Origin of the sequence: Nocardioides sp. NPDC087217 (assembly GCF_044744805.1) — a bacterium.
In the GTDB taxonomy this organism is placed as follows: Bacteria; Actinomycetota; Actinomycetes; order Propionibacteriales; family Nocardioidaceae; genus Nocardioides.
Window position 1 is genome coordinate 103,490 of sequence record NZ_JBIUZB010000010.1, and the last position, 17,067, is coordinate 120,556.

A 17,067-nucleotide genomic window follows, 5' to 3' on the forward strand; every position below is an offset into this window, starting at 1 on the left:
AGACGTACGTCACTTCTTGGTGCGCTTGTCGCTGACCGCGATCGCGGAGGTGCCCTCGTCCTTGAGCTCGAAGAGGTCGATCGCCTTGATGAGCTTGGTCCAGGTGGCGTACCCGTAGTTGCGCGGGTCCTCGGAGGACTGGTTGCGGATGCGGGAGACCACGGTGCCGACCAGGGCCCAACCGTCGTCGTCGGCGGCCGCGGCGATGGAGTTGCGCAGCAGCTGGATCAGCCGGGCATTGCGCTTCAACGCCTGGCCGTTGGTCGCCGAGGACGACTGCTTGCGGGTGCGCGTGGTCCCGGGCTCGGTATCGGCCTCGGTCTCCTCCTCGGAGCCGCCGAGCTTCTCCACCACCGTGAACCGGGTGCAGGCGCTCTTGAACGGCGCCGGCGTCTTCTCCCGGCCGTAGCCGTAGACCGCGCGACCCTTCTCTCGCAGGTAGTGCACCAGCGGAGTGAAGTCGGAGTCGGACGAGACCAGCGCGAACGCGTCCGGGATCGCCGCATGCAGCAGCTCGACCGCGTCGATCGCGAGCGCCATGTCGGAGGCGTTCTTGTGCGCGGTCAGGTCGAACTGCTGCATCGGCCTGATCGCGGCGTCGTGCAGCTCCTCGATCCAGCCCTTGAGCTCGGACTTCGTCCAGTTGCCGTAGGCCCGCCGGATCGTCACCTCGCCGTACTCGGCCAGGTCGTTCAAGATGTCGTCGATCTTCGAGGCAGGCGCGTTGTCGGCGTCGATGAGCAGTGCGATGCGGAAGGGCTCGGTCACGGTCACGCCGGACAGTCTGCCAGTGCACCCCATCGCCGAGTCGGCTCATCCTGACCAAAACCACCGCCGAGTCGGCGCGTCATGACGCGCCGACTCGGCGGAGTTTGCTGTCAGAACGAGCCGACTCGGCGTGAGTCAGGAGAGCTTCTCCAGGATCAGCTCGCGGACACGCTTGGCGTCGGCCTTGCCGCCGGTCGCCTTCATGACCGCACCGATGAGCGCACCGGCTGCGGCCTGGTTGCCGCCGCGGATCTTCTCGGCGACCGCGGGCTGGGCGGCGATGGCTTCGTCGACGGCTGCGCCGAGCGCGCCGTCGTCGGAGACCACGGCGAGCCCGCGGGCGTCGATGATCTCGGAAACCGTGCCCTCACCAGCGAGAAGGCCCTCGAAGACCTGACGGGCCAGCTTGTCGGTCAGCGTCTTGGCGTCGACCAGCTTCTGCACCTCGGCGACCTGCACCGGGGTGACACCGAGCTCGGCGAGCTCGACGCCACGGTCGTTGGCGCTGCGGGAGAGCTCGGCCATCCACCACTTGCGAGCGGCTTGTGCGGAGGCACCTTCGGCGACCGTCGCCTCGATCAGCGACAGCGCCCCGGCGGCCCAGACGTCACGCATCTCCAGGTCGGAGTAGCCCCACTCGACCTGCAGGCGGGCCCGCTTGTCAGCGGTGCGCTCCGGCAGGCTCGCCCGCAGCTCCTCGACCCACTCGCGCGACGGCGCGACCGGGACGAGGTCGGGCTCGGGGAAGTAGCGGTAGTCGTCGGCGTCCGACTTCGCCCGCCCGGCCGAGGTGGTGCCGGTGTCCTCGTGGAAGTGGCGGGTCTCCTGGAAGATCGCCTCCCCCGCGTCGAGGATCCCGGCGTGGCGCGACATCTCGAAACGTACGGCCCGCTCGACCGAGCGCAGCGAGTTCACGTTCTTCGTCTCGGTGCGGGTGCCGAGCTTGCCGGAACCCTTCGGGGACAGCGACAGGTTGACGTCGCAGCGCATCGAGCCCTGGTCCATGCGTACGTCAGAGACACCCAGACCCAGCAGGATCTCGCGCAGCGCGGCGACGTAGGCCTTCGCCACCAGCGGTGCCTTGGCACCGGTGTCGAGGATCGGGCGGGTGACGATCTCGATCAGCGGGATGCCGGCCCGGTTGTAGTCGACCAGCGAGTAGTCGGCGCCGTGGATGCGGCCGGTCGCGCCACCAATGTGGGTGGTCTTGCCGGTGTCCTCCTCCATGTGGGCGCGCTCGATCTCGACCCGGAAGGTCTCCCCCTCGACCTCGACGTCGAGGTAGCCGTCGTAGACGATCGGCTCGTCGTACTGCGAGGTCTGGAAGTTCTTCGGCATGTCCGGGTAGAAGTAGTTCTTCCGGGCGAACCGGCACCACTCCGCGATCGAGCCGTTCAGCGCGAGGCCGATCCGGATCGCGCTCTCCACGGCCTTGGCGTTCACGACCGGCATCGAGCCGGGCAGGCCGAGGCAGGTCGGGCAGACCTGGGAGTTCGGCTCGCCGCCGAACGTCGCCGGGCAGCCGCAGAACATCTTGGTGTTGGTGTTGAGCTCGACGTGGACCTCGAGGCCCATCGCGGGGTCGTAGCGCTCCAGCACCTCGTCGAAACCGACCAGTGTCTCGGTCATCGGGCCACCTCCAGCTTGTCGATCGAGAGCACCTGGCCGACAGCGCCCTCGAGGGCGGCACCGACGCGGTAGAGACGGGCGTCCTCCAGGACCGGAGCCAGGAGCTGTACGCCGACGGGCAACCCGTCCACGTCGGAGACCCCGGCCGGGATGGAGATGCCGGGCGTGCCGGCCAGGTTGGCCGGAATGGTGGCCAGGTCCTGCGCGTACATGGCCAGCGGGTCGTCGAGCTTCGCGCCCAGCGGGAACGCGGTCGACGGGGAGGTCGGCGAGACCAGCACGTCGACCTGCTCGAAGGCCTTCTTGAAGTCCTCGATGATCAGGGTGCGGATCTTCTGCGCCTGACCGTAGTAGGCGTCGTAGTAGCCGCTGCTCAGGGCGTAGGTGCCGAGGATGATGCGGCGCTTGACCTCGTCGCCGAAGCCGGCGTCGCGGGACGCCTTCATGACGTCCTCAGCCGACGGGTCGCCGTCGGGGGTGACCCGCAGGCCGTAGCGCATCGCGTCGAACTTGGCCAGGTTGGAGGAGCACTCCGCCGGCAGGATCAGGTAGTAGGCCGCCATCGCGTGCTGGAAGCTCGGCGTGGAGACCTCTACGACGTCGGCGCCCATCTTGGTGAGCAGGTCGACCGACTCGTTGAACTTGCGCATCACGTCGGGCGCCCAGCCCTCGCCGGCGAGCTCCTTGATGACGCCGACCTTGACGCCCTTCAGGTCACCGGTCAGGCCGGCACGGGCGGCGTCGACGAGCCCGGTCACCGGGGTCGTGGTGGAGGTCGAGTCGAGCGGGTCGTGACCCCCGATGAGCTCGTGCAGGAGCGCCGAGTCGAGCACGGTGCGGGTCACCGGGCCGACCTGGTCCAGCGAGTTGGCCAGGGCGACCAGGCCGTAGCGGGAGACGGACCCGTAGGTCGGCTTCACACCGACGGTGCCGGTGACGGCACCCGGCTGGCGGATCGAGCCGCCGGTGTCGGTGCCGAGGGCCAGCGGGGCCTCGAAGGCGGCGACGGCCGCGGCCGACCCACCACCGGAGCCGCCGGGGATCCGGTCGAGCTTCCACGGGTTCTTCGTCGGGCCGTACGCGGAGTGCTCGGTGGAGGAGCCCATCGCGAACTCGTCCATGTTGGTCTTGCCCAGGATCGGCAGGCCGGCTGCCTTGATCTTCTTGACCACAGTCGCGTCGTACGGCGGAACCCAGCCCTCGAGGATCTTGGATCCGCAGGTCGTCGGCAGGCCGATGGTGGTCAGCACGTCCTTGACCGCGATCGGCACACCGTCGAGAGCGTGCAGCGCGTCGCCGTTGGCGCGTCGCGCGTCGGAGGCGGCAGCCTGGGACAGCGCACCCTCGGCGTCGATGTGCAAGAAGGCGTGGACGTCGCCGTCGACCGCGGCGATCCGGTCGAGGTGGGCCTGGGTCAGCTCGACCGAGGTGGTCTCACCGGCGGCGAGCGCGTCGATCAGCTCCGCGGCGGTCTTTTCGATGAGAGTCACTGCTCGTCCCCCAGGATCCGCGGCACCGAGAATCGCTGCTCCTCGACGGCAGGCGCACCGGAGAGCGCCTGCTCCGGCGTCAGACCGGGCACGACGACGTCCTCACGGAAGACGTTGGTCATCGGAAGCGGGTGGGAGGTGGCAGGCACGTCGTCGCCGGCAAGCCCCTGGATCGAGGCGACGGACTCGAGGATCACCTGCAGCTGCGGGGCAAGGTGATCGAGCTCGGCGTCGCTGAGGTCGATGCGGGCGAGGTCGGCCAGGTGCGCGACCTCGTCGCGGGTGATTTCTGGCATGCCGCACATCCTAGGTGTCAGCGGCCCCAACTCTCACGTCGGTAACGCCGCAGCGAGCAGATGACGCCTACTGGGTCTTGTTCGGGCCGCCGCCGTTGGACGGCTTGTCGGTCGGCCTACCGCCCGAGCCCGGCTGGGTGGGCGCCGCCTGGGTCGGATCGGCACCGCGAGTGGGATCTGACGTCGGGGTCGGATCGGCGGCCTGGGTGGGCCGGGTGCTGACCGTGGCGCCACCGTCCCCGCTCGATGACGGCTCCGCGACCGGGGTCGGGTCGGCGGTCGGCTCCGGCGCCGGGCTCCGTGCGGGGGTGGGCCGGTCCTCCCGGTCGCGCGGCTTCTTCTCGAGCGCACCGTGGACGTCGCCGACCTCGGGTACGTCCGGGCTGCCCACCGGCGCCGCGAGCGCGACCAGTCCGGCGAGCATCACCGAGCTGAAGGCCAGCACCAGTCCGCCGCGGCGAGCCGCGGGCGCTGCGGCGGCGCTCCATGCCCAGATCCGCTCCCGACGGCGTCGCAGGTCGGCGGGCAGGTCGCTGCGGATCGCCGCCCAGCTGTTGATCGGGGCCAGCAGGTAGCCGACACCCTGGAACGCGAGGAGCACGGCGATGGCGACGCCGGTCGCCCCGCCGCGGACGCCGACCACGAGGGCCATGACGAGACAGACCGACGCCGCGACGGTCTCCACCAGGTTGCCGCGAATCACGTCCCGCACCCGCGGCTGCCCCTTGATCTTCGGCGTACGCAGGAAGGTGCCCTCGCGCGAGACCAGCCCGAGCCAGGAGGCCCGCGCGACGGTCACCCCGAGCGCCAGCCAGAGCCCGAACGCGCCGAGCGCGTCGCCCCAGGAGGCACCGCCACGGAGCCGGACCAGGGCGATCGATCGGGCCGCGCCGAAGAGCACCAGCGCGACGGTGGCGAACAGGAGGAGCCCCGAGAGGCGGCGTACGACCAGTCCTCCGCCCAGCATCAGGTCGATAGCGCCCGAGATCAGGAAGAAGGTGAACAGCGCTCCGGCGAGGTCGCCGAACCACTGCAGCCCGCCGACGAGGTAGGCCCAGCGCTGCGCCAGGGTCATCTGGTTGGCCTCGGTGCGACGTCCGGGCAGCAACGAGCGCCAGTGCATGCGCAGGATCTGGATGCCGCCGAAGCACCACCGGAACCGCTGCTTCTTGAGCGTCTCGAACGTCAGCGGCATCACGCCGCGGCCGTAGGAGCGGTCGACGTGCATGCCGTTGTAGCCCATCTTCAGCAGCCTCAGCGACAGCTCGGCGTCCTCGGTGATGCACCACTCGTCCCAGCCGCCGGACCGGACCAGCGCGGAGGCGCGGATCAGTCCCATGGTGCCGCCGAAGATGGCGCCGTTGCGCTCGTTGCGAGAGACCTGGCTGACGTCGAAGAAGTAGCCGTAGGAGTGGTAGAGCCGGCGGAAGTACGCCGAGACGTCCCAGTCCCGGTAGTCCTGCGGCGTCTGCACGAAGGCCACCGACTCGTCGCTGAACAGCGGGGCGTTGTGGGCCAGGAAGTCGGGGGCGACGTGGTAGTCGGCGTCGACGATGCCGACGACCTCGGTGCGCGGGTTCATCCGGGTCAGCGCGTAGTTGAGCGCCCCCGACTTGAACCCCGGCCAGTTGGCCAGGTGGATGAAGGTGACCCCGTCGTACTGCTCGCAGAAGTCCTGCACCGGCAGCCACAGCGCGGGGTCGTCGGTGTTGTTGTCGATGACCAGGATCTCGTACGCGTCGTAGTCCAGCTCGAGCATCCGCTCGAGGGTCTCGATGACCATCTCCGGCGGCTCGTTGTGGGTGGGGACGTGCAGGCTCACGAACGGATGGCGCCAGCCGGGGTGGTGCTCGCCCCGGGTCGGCCACCCGCGCCAGCGGCGCCGGGCGAGCACGTCCACCATCTCCCACAGGTAGCCCACGCCGATCACGAAGACGAAGACCTCCAGCACCCACAGCAGGCTCGACAGCGTCGTCGTCCACGCTCCGGGGTGGACCGTGACCGTCCACAGCCCCACATAGGTCAGGTAGAGCAGCCCCACGTCGATGGTGAGTGCCCAGGCGACCAGGCCGCGTACGTCCCAGTCCCGTGCCGCGGGCAGCCAGGCCAGCAGCGAGGAGCCGAGGACGACGGCTCCGATCGCGGCCTGGACGGCGTCCTGACCGAGCAGCAGGCCGGCCCCGAGGGCGACCACCGCGGTGAGGGTCGCCGCGAGGACCGCGGTGCCCGCGGAGAGCGAGCCGGCACGCGGCGTACGGATCGTGAACAGCAGCACGGTCGCCGGGACCAGGAGGACCGCGGCGACCGTGAGGAGTGGGGGAAGAGCGTCGAGCACGACGCCACACTATGGGGGGTATTTTCTAGCCGAGTCCAGTCGGGCCGCTCTCGAGCAGGACCTTGAACGCCGCCTCATCGAGGATCGGCAGGCCCAGCTCCTCGGCCTTGGCGGCCTTGGAGCCCGCGCTCTCGCCGACCACGACATAGTCGGTCTTCTTCGAGACCGACCCCGCGGCCTTGCCGCCACGGCTGATGATCGCCTCCTTGGCACCGTCGCGGGAGAAGTCCTCCAGCGAGCCGGTGACCACGATGGTCAGCCCCTCGAGCGTGCGGGCGACCGACTCGTCGCGCTCGTCCTCGAGGGAGACCCCGGCCGTACGCCACTTCTCGACGATCTCCTGGTGCCAGTCGACCTGGCGCCACTCGACGATGGCCTCGGCGATGATTCCGCCGACGCCCTCGGTGGCGGCCAGCTCCTCCTGGGAGGCCGCCCAGATGGCGTCCAGCGAGCCGAACTCCGTGGCCAGCGCCCGGGCCGCGGACGGGCCGACGTGGCGGATGGACAGCGCGACCAGCACCCGCCACAGCGGGACCTGCTTGCGCTCCTCCAGGTTGCGCAGCAGTCCCAGCGCGTTGGCGTTGAGCACCCGGTCGCCGGCCCCGGCGTCCTTCTCGGCCTTCTTCGCGGCCCGCGTGAAGAACGCCGTGGTGGCGAGCTTGCCCTCGTCGAGCGAGAAGATGTCGCCCTCGTTGGTGATCACCTCGGCGGCCAGCAGCGCGTCGGCCGCCTCGTAGCCCATCCCCTCGATGTCGAAGGCGCCACGTCCGGAGGCGAAGAAGACCCGTTCCCGCACCTGGGCGGGGCAGCCGCGATGGTTGGGACAGCGCAAATCCTTGTCGCCCTCCTTCTGCTCGGCGAGCGTGGTGCCGCACGCGGGGCACTCGGTGGGCATCACCCACTCAGGCAGCCCGTCGGGTCGCAGCGGCAGCACCGGGCCGAGGATCTCCGGGATCACGTCGCCGGCCTTGCGGAGGATGATGGTGTCGCCGGGGCGTACGTCCTTGCGCTTCACCTCGTGCGCGTTGTGCAGCGTCGCGCGCTCGACGGTCGAGCCGGCGACCTTGGTCGGCTCCATGACGCCGAAGGGCGTGACCCGGCCGGTGCGGCCCACGCCGACGTCGATGGCGAGCAGCTTGGCGTTGACCTCCTCCGGCGGGTACTTGTAGGCGATCGCCCATCGCGGGGCGCGGCTGGTCGAGCCGAGGCGGCGCTGCAACGAGATGTCGTCGACCTTGATCACGACACCGTCGATCTCGTGCTCGGTGACGTCATGGCGGTGCTCGCCGAAGTAGCTGATGAACTCCTCGACCTCGGCGAGGGTCTTGAGCACCTTGACCCGCTGGGAGGTGGGCAGCCCCCAGGCCTTCAGTGCGTCGTACGCATGCGACTGGGCGACCGGCTGGAAGCCCTCCCGGGCGCCGATGCCGTGGCAGACCATCCCGAGCGCGCGGGTCGCGGTCACTCGCGGGTCCTTCTGACGCAGCGACCCGGCGGCGGAGTTGCGCGGGTTGGCGAACATCGGCTTGCCCGCGTCGACCAGGGAGGCGTTGAGCTTGTCGAAGGCCTCGATGGACAAGAAGACCTCGCCACGCACCTCGACCAGGTCGGGCACCGGGAACTCGTCGGTGCCGGTGAGCCGGTGCGGGATCGACTTGATGGTGCGTACGTTCGGGGTGACGTCCTCGCCGGTGCGGCCGTCGCCGCGGGTCAGCGCCCGGACCAGGCGGCCCTTCTCGTAGAGCAGGTTGATGGCCAGTCCGTCGACCTTGAGCTCGCACAGCAGCTCGGCCTGGCCGGCGCCGTCCTTGGCGATGCGGGCGTGCCAGCCGGCGAGCTCGTCGAACGAGAAGACGTTGTCGAGCGACTCCATCCGCTGCAGGTGGTCGACCGCGGTGAACTCCGTCGAGAACGTGCCACCGACCTTCTGAGTCGGCGAGTCGGGGGTGCGCAGCTCGGGGAACTGCTCCTCGAGCTCGTTGATCCGCCGCCACTTCTGGTCGTAGTCGGCGTCGGAGAGCGTCGGCTCGTCGAGCACGAAGTAGCGGTAGCGAGCATCCTCGATCTGCTCGACGAGCTCCTGGTGCTCGTTCTTCTGCTCGGGGCCCGCGTCGGTCACGTCATCGTTCACGGGCACCATCTTGCCTGGTCCCGCCGACAATTTCCGACCGCATACCCGCCCGGGCGTTTTCGGCGTTTCGTCGACCCGAACGACACTCAACCCCCTCAATATCGACGCAACCGATCAACACCTGGGTGACGCGGGTCACGACGGAAGGTAAAGACGGCTACCTTCCCCCGCGTCGGGCAAGGCGGGCCGACACCAGTCCCCCCAATGACCGCCTTGTGAGGTCTCCGTGTTTTCTCGGATCGTGGTGACGCTGTCGACGGCGCTCGCGCTGGTGCTGGCCCCGGTCGGCGCCACGTACGCGCTTGGGCTGGGGAGCGCCTTCTCCGACGCCGAGGTCGAGGTGTCGATCCTCGAGCAGTCGAAGGACCGCGTGGTCCTCAGCGTCCACGGCACCGACTACACCGGCAAGGATCCGGGCATCGAGATCGCCCTCAACCCGGTCGGCTACCGCGGATCAGGCACACGGAGCACCTTCGTCAAGTCAGTCGTGATCAACCCCGACGACCCCGAGGACTGGACCTACACGTTCACGCTCGACGCCGCGCAGGTCGCCCAGCTCGACCCCGGCACCGACTACCAGATCATGACGATGCGCGCTGATGGGCGCGACCTCTACGACTCGGCCGATTCGCGGGCGGTGGACGTTCCCTTCGACTTCGACGCACTCTCCGAGCCCAGCAGCTCGCCGACCCCGGAGGAGTCGTCGGACGACATCGGATCCTCGGACGGCTCGGGATCCGGCTCGGGCTCAGGCTCTGGCGGCGGTACGTCCTCGGGGCGACCCGCAGCTGGCGACTCCGGCGACGGCGCCGATGCCGGCTCCGGCGAGAAGCCGAGGAAGAAGGCGTCCAAGAAGCCGTGGAGCGCGCCCGAGGAGCCACCGACCGCGAAGGGTCTGAGCCTGACCGGGGTCGACGACGCCTCCGTGGACGCCGAGGACGTGATCCACGCCGAGGCCTCCGGCTTCAAGCCCAACGAGACCGGCATCAGGGTCGTCGTCTACTCGACCCCGCTGGTGCTCTCGACCAGCGTCAAGGCCAACGGTCGCGGCGTCGCGAAGTGGTCCGGCCGGCTTCCCAAGGACATCGGCCTCGGCAAGCACACCCTCACCTTCCAGGGCTCGGTGAACCGCGGGATCTCCTTCGTCGTGACCGGCACCCCGAGCGACGGCGAGTGCATCCAGAGCGGCTGCGCCCCGAAGACGGAGGCTCTCAAGCTGGCCGCACCGGCCGAGGAGGGCGGCGTCGGCCCGCTCACCTGGATCATCGTGGCCTCGATGATCGTCCTCGCGCTCGTGGCCAGTGCCGTCGCGATGCTCTCCGGACGTCGCAGGCGTGAGCCGGAGTGGGACGAGCCGGGCTACGCCCAGGCGCCGCGGTACCCCTCCGACCCGCGACAGGTGTCGGGCCCCTACCCGGCCCACGCTCGCCAGCAGCCCCCGTCCCGGTCCGAGCCTCCGCTCCCGCGCCGGCTGCCTGAGGGCCAGGAGCCGATCCGGCGCCAGCCAGGTCCTCGCCAGCCGGGACCGCGCCAGCCCGATCAACGCCAGCCCGATCAACGCCAGCCCGATCCTCGCCAGCCCGATCCTCGCCAGCCCGTTCCGCATCGGCCGAGCCACCGTCAGCCAGGCCCCCAGCACCTGGAACCGCAACACGCGGCTCCTCAGCAGCAGCCCGCTCATCGCCAGCCGCGTCCGCCCGAGTCGTTCGCACCGCCGAGCCAGCGGGGCCAGGCCTACGACAGCCCGAACTACGAGGGCCAGCGGGTCGCCGGGCGCTGATCGCGCTCAGTCGACCAGCGACTCCCCTCGGCTGGCGGTCTCGGCCGCAACCGTCGGCCACAGCGTCCCCAGCGCCACCTCGAGCCCGGACAGGACCGGGTCGAGGTCGACACCGGGGAACGGTGCGGGCGCCTGCTCGCGTACGACCGCGCAGAAGGCGGGGAGGTCCCCCTCCGCCTCGTGGCAGCGGACGGTCTCGGCCGACCCGTCGGTCCAGCCGTCGTAGCCGTCGGTGTCGCCCTTGGAGCAGGTGAGGGTCGTGGGGCACTTCCGTTTCCCGGCGGGCAGGTTCGGAGCATGGACCGCGGTGACGGTGCCGCCGCCGGGGGTGGTGCCGACGACGCCGAAGGCACCCTTGCCGTAGCCCGCGACGTCGGCCTTCTCGAAGGAGTCGATGTCGGCGTACGCCTTGGTCTCGAGCAGTCCCGCCGCGATCGCGCCGGCGGTCAGCGCGACCTCGTCGGTGCCGTTGGCGCCTTCCGAGGGAAAGCCGCTGACCTGCGCCTTCGTCATCTTCATGGTCGTCTTCGTGCCGAGGCGCGGATCGGTGACCAGGGCGATGAGATCGTCCACGCTCACCTCGAGATCGAGCTTGCGGGGGTCGCCGGTGATCTTCTCGCCGACGTACGCGGCCCGGCGCTCCTCTCCCCCGGACGTGTGGGAGACCATCAGCTGACCGGGGGTGCCGTCGTCGGTGGCGACGTCCCAGGCGACGGTCGCCGTGCCGGTCTCGGCCTTCACCTCGACACAGCCGGACATGCCGTCGTGACACCAGGTCGAGAGCAGGTCGTCGTCGACCGCGCCGGCCTTGACCTCCAACGAATGGTCGGCTCCCCACAGGAGCACGGTGCCCACCTCGTTCTGCTCGAAGTAGAGGTCGCCGCCCTCGAACTCCTCCGGCTGGACGGGCACGCGCTGGAGCGTGATCGCCGCGATCGCCTCAGGGGTCGCGGTCTGGTCACCGGGCCGCAGATCGGCCGGGTCGATGCTCGCCGTCTGCGTCGGTCTGGGCTTCTCGCCCGCGTCGTCCGCCTGACGGACCTCGTTGCCACAGCCAGCGAGCAGAAGAGCCGCGGCCAGAAGTGCCGTCCCCCATTTTTGCATGAGGGGACCCTACGCCAGGTGACGCGCGCTTTCGGTGAGGATTCGCAGGACGGTGCGAGCCCATCGTCCGTCGGCGCCGGCGAGGCCGCACGCGGGCGTCAGCACGATGTCGTGGGCAGCGTCGAGCCCGAGCATGTCGAGCCACCGCTCCACGGTCTCGGTGACCGACTTGTCGGTGGGCGCGGGGCCCGCCGGAGCGATCGCGGGGACCACGCCGAGCGCGACCGTGTCGCCCGCCTCCAGGGCAGTGGCCAGGTGGTCGTGATCGGCGGCGGTGAGCTGGGTCAGGTCGACGCTGATCCCCTTCGCGCCGGCCTTGCGGAGCAGATCCAGCGGGGTCCCGGGTGCGCAGGAGTGCACCCACGGGATCGCGCCCTCCTCGGCGATCGCACCGAGCACCCACTCCAGCGCCTGGGAGGCCTCGGGGAAGTCGATGCTGCGGTGCTTGCCGAACCCCGAGGCGGTCGGCACCTGGGCGTTGAGCACGGCGCTCAGCGCGGGCTCGTCGACCTGGACGACCAGCGTGTCCGCGCCCGGGAGGCGGCGGCGTACGTCACGGATGTGGGTGCGTACGCCGTCGGCCAGCGCCTGCGCCAGGTCACGCCGAGCACCGTGATCGGCGAGCAGCTTGTCACCGCGCGGCCGCTCGACGGTGGCGGCGAGGGTCCAGGGTCCGGCGACCTGGATCTTGAACGCGCCGCCGCCGGAGGTGAGCGGAGAGTCCTGGGCCAGCTCCTCGACGACGTCGAGGTCCTGGGCGAGCAGGCTGCGTGCGCGCCGGTGGTCGACCCCGGCGGAGCCGGAGGTGCCGGTCAGGCGCCAGCCCGCGGGCTGCAGGTCGGCGTCGAGCCCCTCGAGGACCGCCAGCGCCCGGCCGGTCATGTTCGCGATCGCGCCACGCGCGGGCAGCTCGGGAAGGTGCGGCAGGTCGGTGAGCTCGCCGAGCACGACGCGGCAGGCCTCTGCGTAGTCCTCACCAGGCAGCGACCCGATCCCGGTAGCCCTCACGCGAGAGCCACCCGGCGGGTGTTGGAGATGGTGACCGAGCCGACGACGCGGGTGCCGTCGTAGATGACCGCGGCCTGTCCCGGCGCGATGCCGTAGGCGGGGTCGAGCAGCTCGATCTCGGCTCCCTCGGGGACCACGGTCACCCGGGCCCGGTGCTCGTCGCCGTGTGCGCGCAGCTGGACGGTGCCCTCGAGGACGCCCTCGGGTGCGCGTCCGGCCCACCGCGGCCTGATCCCGGACAGGCCGTCGACGGCCAGGTGCTCCCGGGGCCCAACCGTGACGGTGCCGGAGACCGGCTCGATGTCGAGCACGAACCGCGGCTTTCCGTCGGGCGCGGGCTTGCCGAGGCGGAGGCCCTTGCGCTGCCCGATCGTGTAGGCGTACGTCCCCTGGTGCTCACCCAGGACCTCGCCCGTCTCGTCGACGATGGGCCCCGACTCGTTGGGGGCCCGGTCGCCCAGCTTCTCGCGCAGCCAGCCGGCGTTGTCGCCGTCGGCGACGAAGCAGATGTCATGGGAGTCCGGCTTGTCGGCGACGAGCAGGCCACGGCGAGCGGCCTCCTCGCGCACCAGCGGCTTCGGAGTGTCGCCGAGCGGGAACAGCGAGTGCTCGAGCTGAGCCTGGTCGAGCACGCCGAGCACGTAGGACTGGTCCTTGCCGGCGTCGACGGCGCGGTGCAGCTCGACGAGCCCGTCGTCACCCGTCCGCAGCGTCGCGTAGTGGCCCGTCGCGACCGCGTCGAAGCCGAGCGCGAGCGCCCGGTCCAGCACGGCGGCGAACTTGATCTTCTCGTTGCAGCGCAGGCAGGGGTTGGGCGTGCGCCCCTCGGCGTACTCCGACATGAAGTCCTCGACCACGTCCTCGTGGAAGCGGTCGGAGAGGTCCCAGACGTAGAACGGGATCCCGATCACGTCCGCGGCACGGCGGGCGTCGTTGGAGTCCTCGATGGTGCAGCACCCGCGAGCGCCGGTGCGGTAGGACGCCGGGTTGCGCGAGAGTGCCAGGTGGACGCCGGTGACGTCGTGGCCGGCCTCCTTCGCGCGGGCGGCGGCGACGGCGGAGTCCACTCCCCCGGACATGGCGGCTACCACTCTCATCGCTGCAACCCCGCAGCCCGGCCGCGCTCGACCGCAGGCCCGATGGCCGCGACCAGCCGGTCCACGTCCTCGGCCGTCGTGGTGTGGCCGAGCGAGAAGCGCAGCGAGGAGCGCGCCTGCTCGTCCGACTGGCCCATGGCCAGGAGCACGTGAGAGGCCTGAGGTACGCCGGCCGAGCAGGCCGCACCGGTCGAGCACTCGACCCCGGCGGCGTCGAGCAGCATCAGCAGCGAGTCGCCCTCGCACCCAGGGAAAGCGATCTGGGCATTGTTGGGCAGCCGGTGGCGGCCCAGCGGCGCAAGGGCAGGGCCGTTGAGGTGGGAGTCCGGAACGACCGCCAGCACCTGCTCGACCAGCTGGTCACGCAGGGCGCCGACCCTGGTCGCGTACGCCTCCTGCTCCTTGACCGCGAGCTCGACGGCGGCCGCGAAGCCGACGATCGCCGCGGTGGCGTGGGTGCCGCTGCGTACGTCTCGCTCCTGGCCGCCCCCGTGGACCAGCGCGGTCAGCTCGAGCTCGCGGCGCACGACGAGCGCCCCGGCGCCCACCGGGCCACCGAGCTTGTGGCCGGTCAGGGAGAGCGCGTCGACGCCGCTGGTCGCGAAGTCGACCGGCACCGCGCCGACCGCCTGGACGGCGTCGGAGTGGACCGGGATGCCGTACTCGGCGGCCATCGCGGCGATGTCGGCCACGGGCTGCAGCGTGCCGACCTCGTTGTTGGCCCACATCACCGAGATGAGCGCCACCGACGCAGGATCGCGCTCGATTGCCTCCTGCATCGCGGCGAGGTCGATGCGGCCGGTCGCGTCGCACGGGACGAGCTCGACCTGAGCTCCCTCGGTCGACTCCAGCCAGTGCAGCGGGTCGAGAACGGCGTGGTGCTCGACGGTGGAGGCCAGGATGCGGGTGCGGGCCGGGTCCAGGCCGCGGCGGGCCCAGTAGGCCCCCTTGAGCGCGAGGTTGTCCGCCTCGGTGCCACCGGAGGTGAAGACGACCTCACCCGGCCGGGACCCGAGCGCCGCCGCGATCCGTTCTCGAGACTCCTCCAGCACCCGGCGGGCACGGCGGCCCGATGCGTGCAGCGAGCTCGCGTTGCCGACCAGCGCCAGCTCCGCGGTCATCGCCTCGATCGCCGCCGAGGCCATGGGCGTGGTGGCGGCGTGGTCCAGATAGACGGTCCGGGGGTTCATCGTCTACCAAGGGTACGGCGCCGCGGGTGTGCGCCACGAACCGCCGTCGACGGTCCGGGCGAGCTGCCGCGCTACCTGGCGTTCACCTCGGATCTCTAGGTTCGTGCCATGTCCCAGGGATTCCGCGAATACATCGACAACCTGATCACCGAGGGTCACACGATCGGCGAGGATCACGATGACGACCCCGTACTCCTGGACCCGGCCGGCAAGGCCGTCGACACCTGGCGCGAGAACTATCCCTACACCGAGCGGATCGCCCGCGAGGTCTACGACGAGCAGAAGTACCTTCTCCAGGTCGAGCTGCTGAAGTTCCAGCGCTGGAACGACCGCGTCGGCGGCAAGCACGTGCTGATCTTCGAAGGCCGGGACGCGGCCGGCAAGGGTGGCACGATCAAGCGGTTCATGGAGCACCTCAATCCCCGCTACGCCCGCACGGTCGCGCTGTCCAAGCCGTCGGACCGTGAGTCGCAGCAGTGGTTCTTCCAGCGGTACGTCCAGCACCTGCCCACCGCCGGCGAGATGGTCCTCTTCGACCGCTCCTGGTACAACCGCGCCGGCGTCGAGCGGGTCATGGGCTTCGCCTCCGACGACCAGTACGAGCAGTTCATGCACCAGGTGCCGCTCTTCGAGCAGATGCTCGTCGACTCCGGCATCACGCTCACGAAGTTCTGGTTCTCGGTGGGACGGTCGGAGCAGCGGACCCGCTTCATCATCCGCCAGATCGACCCGGTACGGCAGTGGAAGCTCTCCCCGATCGACGTGCAGTCGCTGGACAAGTGGGACTCCTACACAGCTGCCAAGGAGGAGATGTTCCGCCGCACCGACACCGACTGGGCGCCCTGGACCACGATCCGCTCCAACGACAAGAAGCGCGCCCGCCTCAATGCGATGCGCTACTTCCTCGCCCACCACGACTACGACGAGAAGGACCCCGAGGTCGTCGGCACCCCCGACCCCCTCATCGTCCAGCGAGGCATCGACGCCGTCGGCGACTGACCGATCAGCCCGGCCACCGGATGCTCCGCACGTGCGCCTCGATGCCGTCCTCGAGCGAGCCGGCGTCGTCCTCCGCCAACGGAAGAACCGACTCGTACGCCGCGACGAACGCCCCGCGCACATCGGCCGGTGTCGGGCGCCAGTGGTGATAGCGCGTCCCGAGCAGGACGGCGGCCTGAGCGAGGTCGTCCACCCGGCGGCGGTACGTGGTCTCCTCCAGGTCCAGGACCGCCGCGATCTTGCCGCCTGACCAGATGATGTTCGCCGACCTGAAGTCGTTGCCGACCAGCTGGGCGCCGGGTGCCGGCGGCTCGTCGGTAGGGATCCGCTCCGGGTAGGCGGCCATCGCGGCATGCATCCTCGCGAGCATCTCGCCCGCGGCCCGGACCTGGACGGGATCTGTGACGTCCAACAGCTCCCCATCGACCACCCGCTGAAGCCCGAGCGAGAACCCATCGCCCTCCACCTGGACCCTGCCGTCCCGAGCCGTCTGCGGCATCGACACAGGTATCCCACACTCGCCCAGCCACACCGTGAGCCGTGCGATCGCCGCCAAGCGCGCGAACACGCGTGGGCGCATCGACCACTTGGCGATCATCCGAGAGCCGTCGACGGAGATCCACGCCAGACAGTTGGTATCACTGATCACCAACCGCTCGCATGCGGTCACCCTCAGCCCCCAGTGCTCGGCCAGTACGCCGGTCACCCAGTCCATCGCCTCGGCCGCGGAGGCGAAACCGAACCGCTCGATGAGCGCGGCACCTGGGTCGGCCGACTCCCAGAGCATGCTGATCTTCGGCAGCTCTTCGGCGTCGGTCATAGCCTGCAGTCAAGCAGGTGGGGTCTGGCCGTCATGAGGTGTCGCGTGGTGCTCGATCTCGATTGGCTGATGGCCGCCGACCCGTTACGGATGGTGTTCTCGCCAGATCCCGGAGTCAAGGACGGCCTTCGGCCGCCGGCTTCGCCGGCCGCTTCGCGGTCCTTGACACCGGGCTCCGTCGAGAATTTTGGCTGGCTATCGGGTCGGCGGCAGGGTGTGGCGCGGATTCCCTGGGTTGGGTACGGGCTTGGGATCTCGGGCCGGTGACTCCTGGTGGCGGATGGTCTCCTCGCGCTTTTACAAGACGATGACACCTTGTGAACGCGGCGATCTCAACCGGTCGAAGCAACGGTTGGTCAAGCTGCTGGATTGAGCAGCTGGGCCAGCCGTTGGGCTGGCGTCTGTAGGTCAAGGGTAGGC

Annotated in this window: 13 protein-coding genes; 2 read left to right on the forward strand and 11 right to left on the reverse strand. The window is 70.2% G+C overall.

Features of this window, described 5'->3' with window-relative positions; genetic code table 11:
- Positions 1-9: 9 nt before the first annotated feature.
- The 6 genes from ACIO3S_RS27820 to ligA all read right to left on the reverse strand — a co-directional run bounded on the left by ACIO3S_RS27820 (position 10) and on the right by ligA (position 8,658).
- Positions 10-774, reverse strand: coding sequence for an NYN domain-containing protein (locus tag ACIO3S_RS27820; RefSeq protein ID WP_350716369.1), 765 nt, complete (start codon positions 772-774; stop codon positions 10-12).
- Between the two features lie 129 nt (positions 775-903).
- Positions 904-2,397 (reverse strand): Asp-tRNA(Asn)/Glu-tRNA(Gln) amidotransferase subunit GatB, encoded by a 1,494-nt coding sequence (gene gatB / locus ACIO3S_RS27825; protein ID WP_400469638.1) that lies wholly within the window; start codon positions 2,395-2,397, stop codon positions 904-906.
- Complete coding sequence (gatA, locus tag ACIO3S_RS27830; protein WP_400469640.1) at positions 2,394-3,887, reverse strand: Asp-tRNA(Asn)/Glu-tRNA(Gln) amidotransferase subunit GatA; 1,494 nt, start codon at positions 3,885-3,887, stop codon at positions 2,394-2,396. The genes gatB and gatA overlap by 4 nt, the downstream gene beginning before the upstream one ends.
- On the reverse strand, positions 3,884-4,183 hold the full coding sequence (gene gatC / locus ACIO3S_RS27835; protein ID WP_091049380.1) for an Asp-tRNA(Asn)/Glu-tRNA(Gln) amidotransferase subunit GatC: 300 nt from the start codon (positions 4,181-4,183) through the stop codon (positions 3,884-3,886). The genes gatA and gatC overlap by 4 nt, the downstream gene beginning before the upstream one ends.
- Positions 4,184-4,250: 67 nt before the next feature.
- Entirely contained in the window at positions 4,251-6,518 is a 2,268-nt protein-coding gene (locus ACIO3S_RS27840; RefSeq protein WP_400469642.1) for a glycosyltransferase, read from the reverse strand.
- Positions 6,519-6,543: 25 nt separating this feature from the next.
- Positions 6,544-8,658, reverse strand: a complete 2,115-nt coding sequence (gene ligA, locus ACIO3S_RS27845) for an NAD-dependent DNA ligase LigA (protein WP_400469645.1) — start codon at positions 8,656-8,658, stop codon at positions 6,544-6,546.
- Between the two features lie 235 nt (positions 8,659-8,893).
- Here ligA and ACIO3S_RS27850 point away from each other — a divergent pair, with 235 nt between their 5' ends.
- Entirely contained in the window at positions 8,894-10,429 is a 1,536-nt protein-coding gene (locus tag ACIO3S_RS27850) for a hypothetical protein (RefSeq protein WP_400469648.1), read from the forward strand.
- 6 nt (positions 10,430-10,435) lie between these two features.
- Here ACIO3S_RS27850 and ACIO3S_RS27855 read toward each other — a convergent pair whose 3' ends face one another.
- From ACIO3S_RS27855 to ACIO3S_RS27870, 4 genes are read right to left on the reverse strand one after another with little or no spacing between them, the layout of a single operon-like run.
- Positions 10,436-11,533, reverse strand: coding sequence for a hypothetical protein (locus ACIO3S_RS27855; protein ID WP_400469651.1), 1,098 nt, complete (start codon positions 11,531-11,533; stop codon positions 10,436-10,438).
- A gap of 9 nt (positions 11,534-11,542) precedes the next feature.
- Positions 11,543-12,541: a methionine synthase gene (locus ACIO3S_RS27860; protein ID WP_400469653.1), complete on the reverse strand. Its 999-nt coding sequence runs from the start codon at positions 12,539-12,541 to the stop codon at positions 11,543-11,545.
- The gene (gene mnmA, locus ACIO3S_RS27865; RefSeq protein ID WP_160024627.1) at positions 12,538-13,638 is read right to left on the reverse strand and encodes a tRNA 2-thiouridine(34) synthase MnmA; all 1,101 of its coding nucleotides are present in this window, start codon (positions 13,636-13,638) and stop codon (positions 12,538-12,540) included. The genes ACIO3S_RS27860 and mnmA overlap by 4 nt, the downstream gene beginning before the upstream one ends.
- Positions 13,635-14,828: a cysteine desulfurase family protein gene (locus ACIO3S_RS27870; RefSeq protein ID WP_400469656.1), complete on the reverse strand. Its 1,194-nt coding sequence runs from the start codon at positions 14,826-14,828 to the stop codon at positions 13,635-13,637. Before ACIO3S_RS27870 ends, mnmA begins: the two co-directional genes overlap by 4 nt.
- A gap of 108 nt (positions 14,829-14,936) precedes the next feature.
- On the opposite strand from ACIO3S_RS27870, the gene ppk2 reads away from it, so the two are divergent.
- Positions 14,937-15,827: a polyphosphate kinase 2 gene (ppk2, locus tag ACIO3S_RS27875; protein WP_160024629.1), complete on the forward strand. Its 891-nt coding sequence runs from the start codon at positions 14,937-14,939 to the stop codon at positions 15,825-15,827.
- 4 nt (positions 15,828-15,831) lie between these two features.
- Here ppk2 and ACIO3S_RS27880 read toward each other — a convergent pair whose 3' ends face one another.
- Entirely contained in the window at positions 15,832-16,647 is an 816-nt protein-coding gene (locus ACIO3S_RS27880; RefSeq protein ID WP_400469660.1) for a phosphotransferase enzyme family protein, read from the reverse strand.
- Between the last annotated feature and the right edge of the window lie 420 nt (positions 16,648-17,067).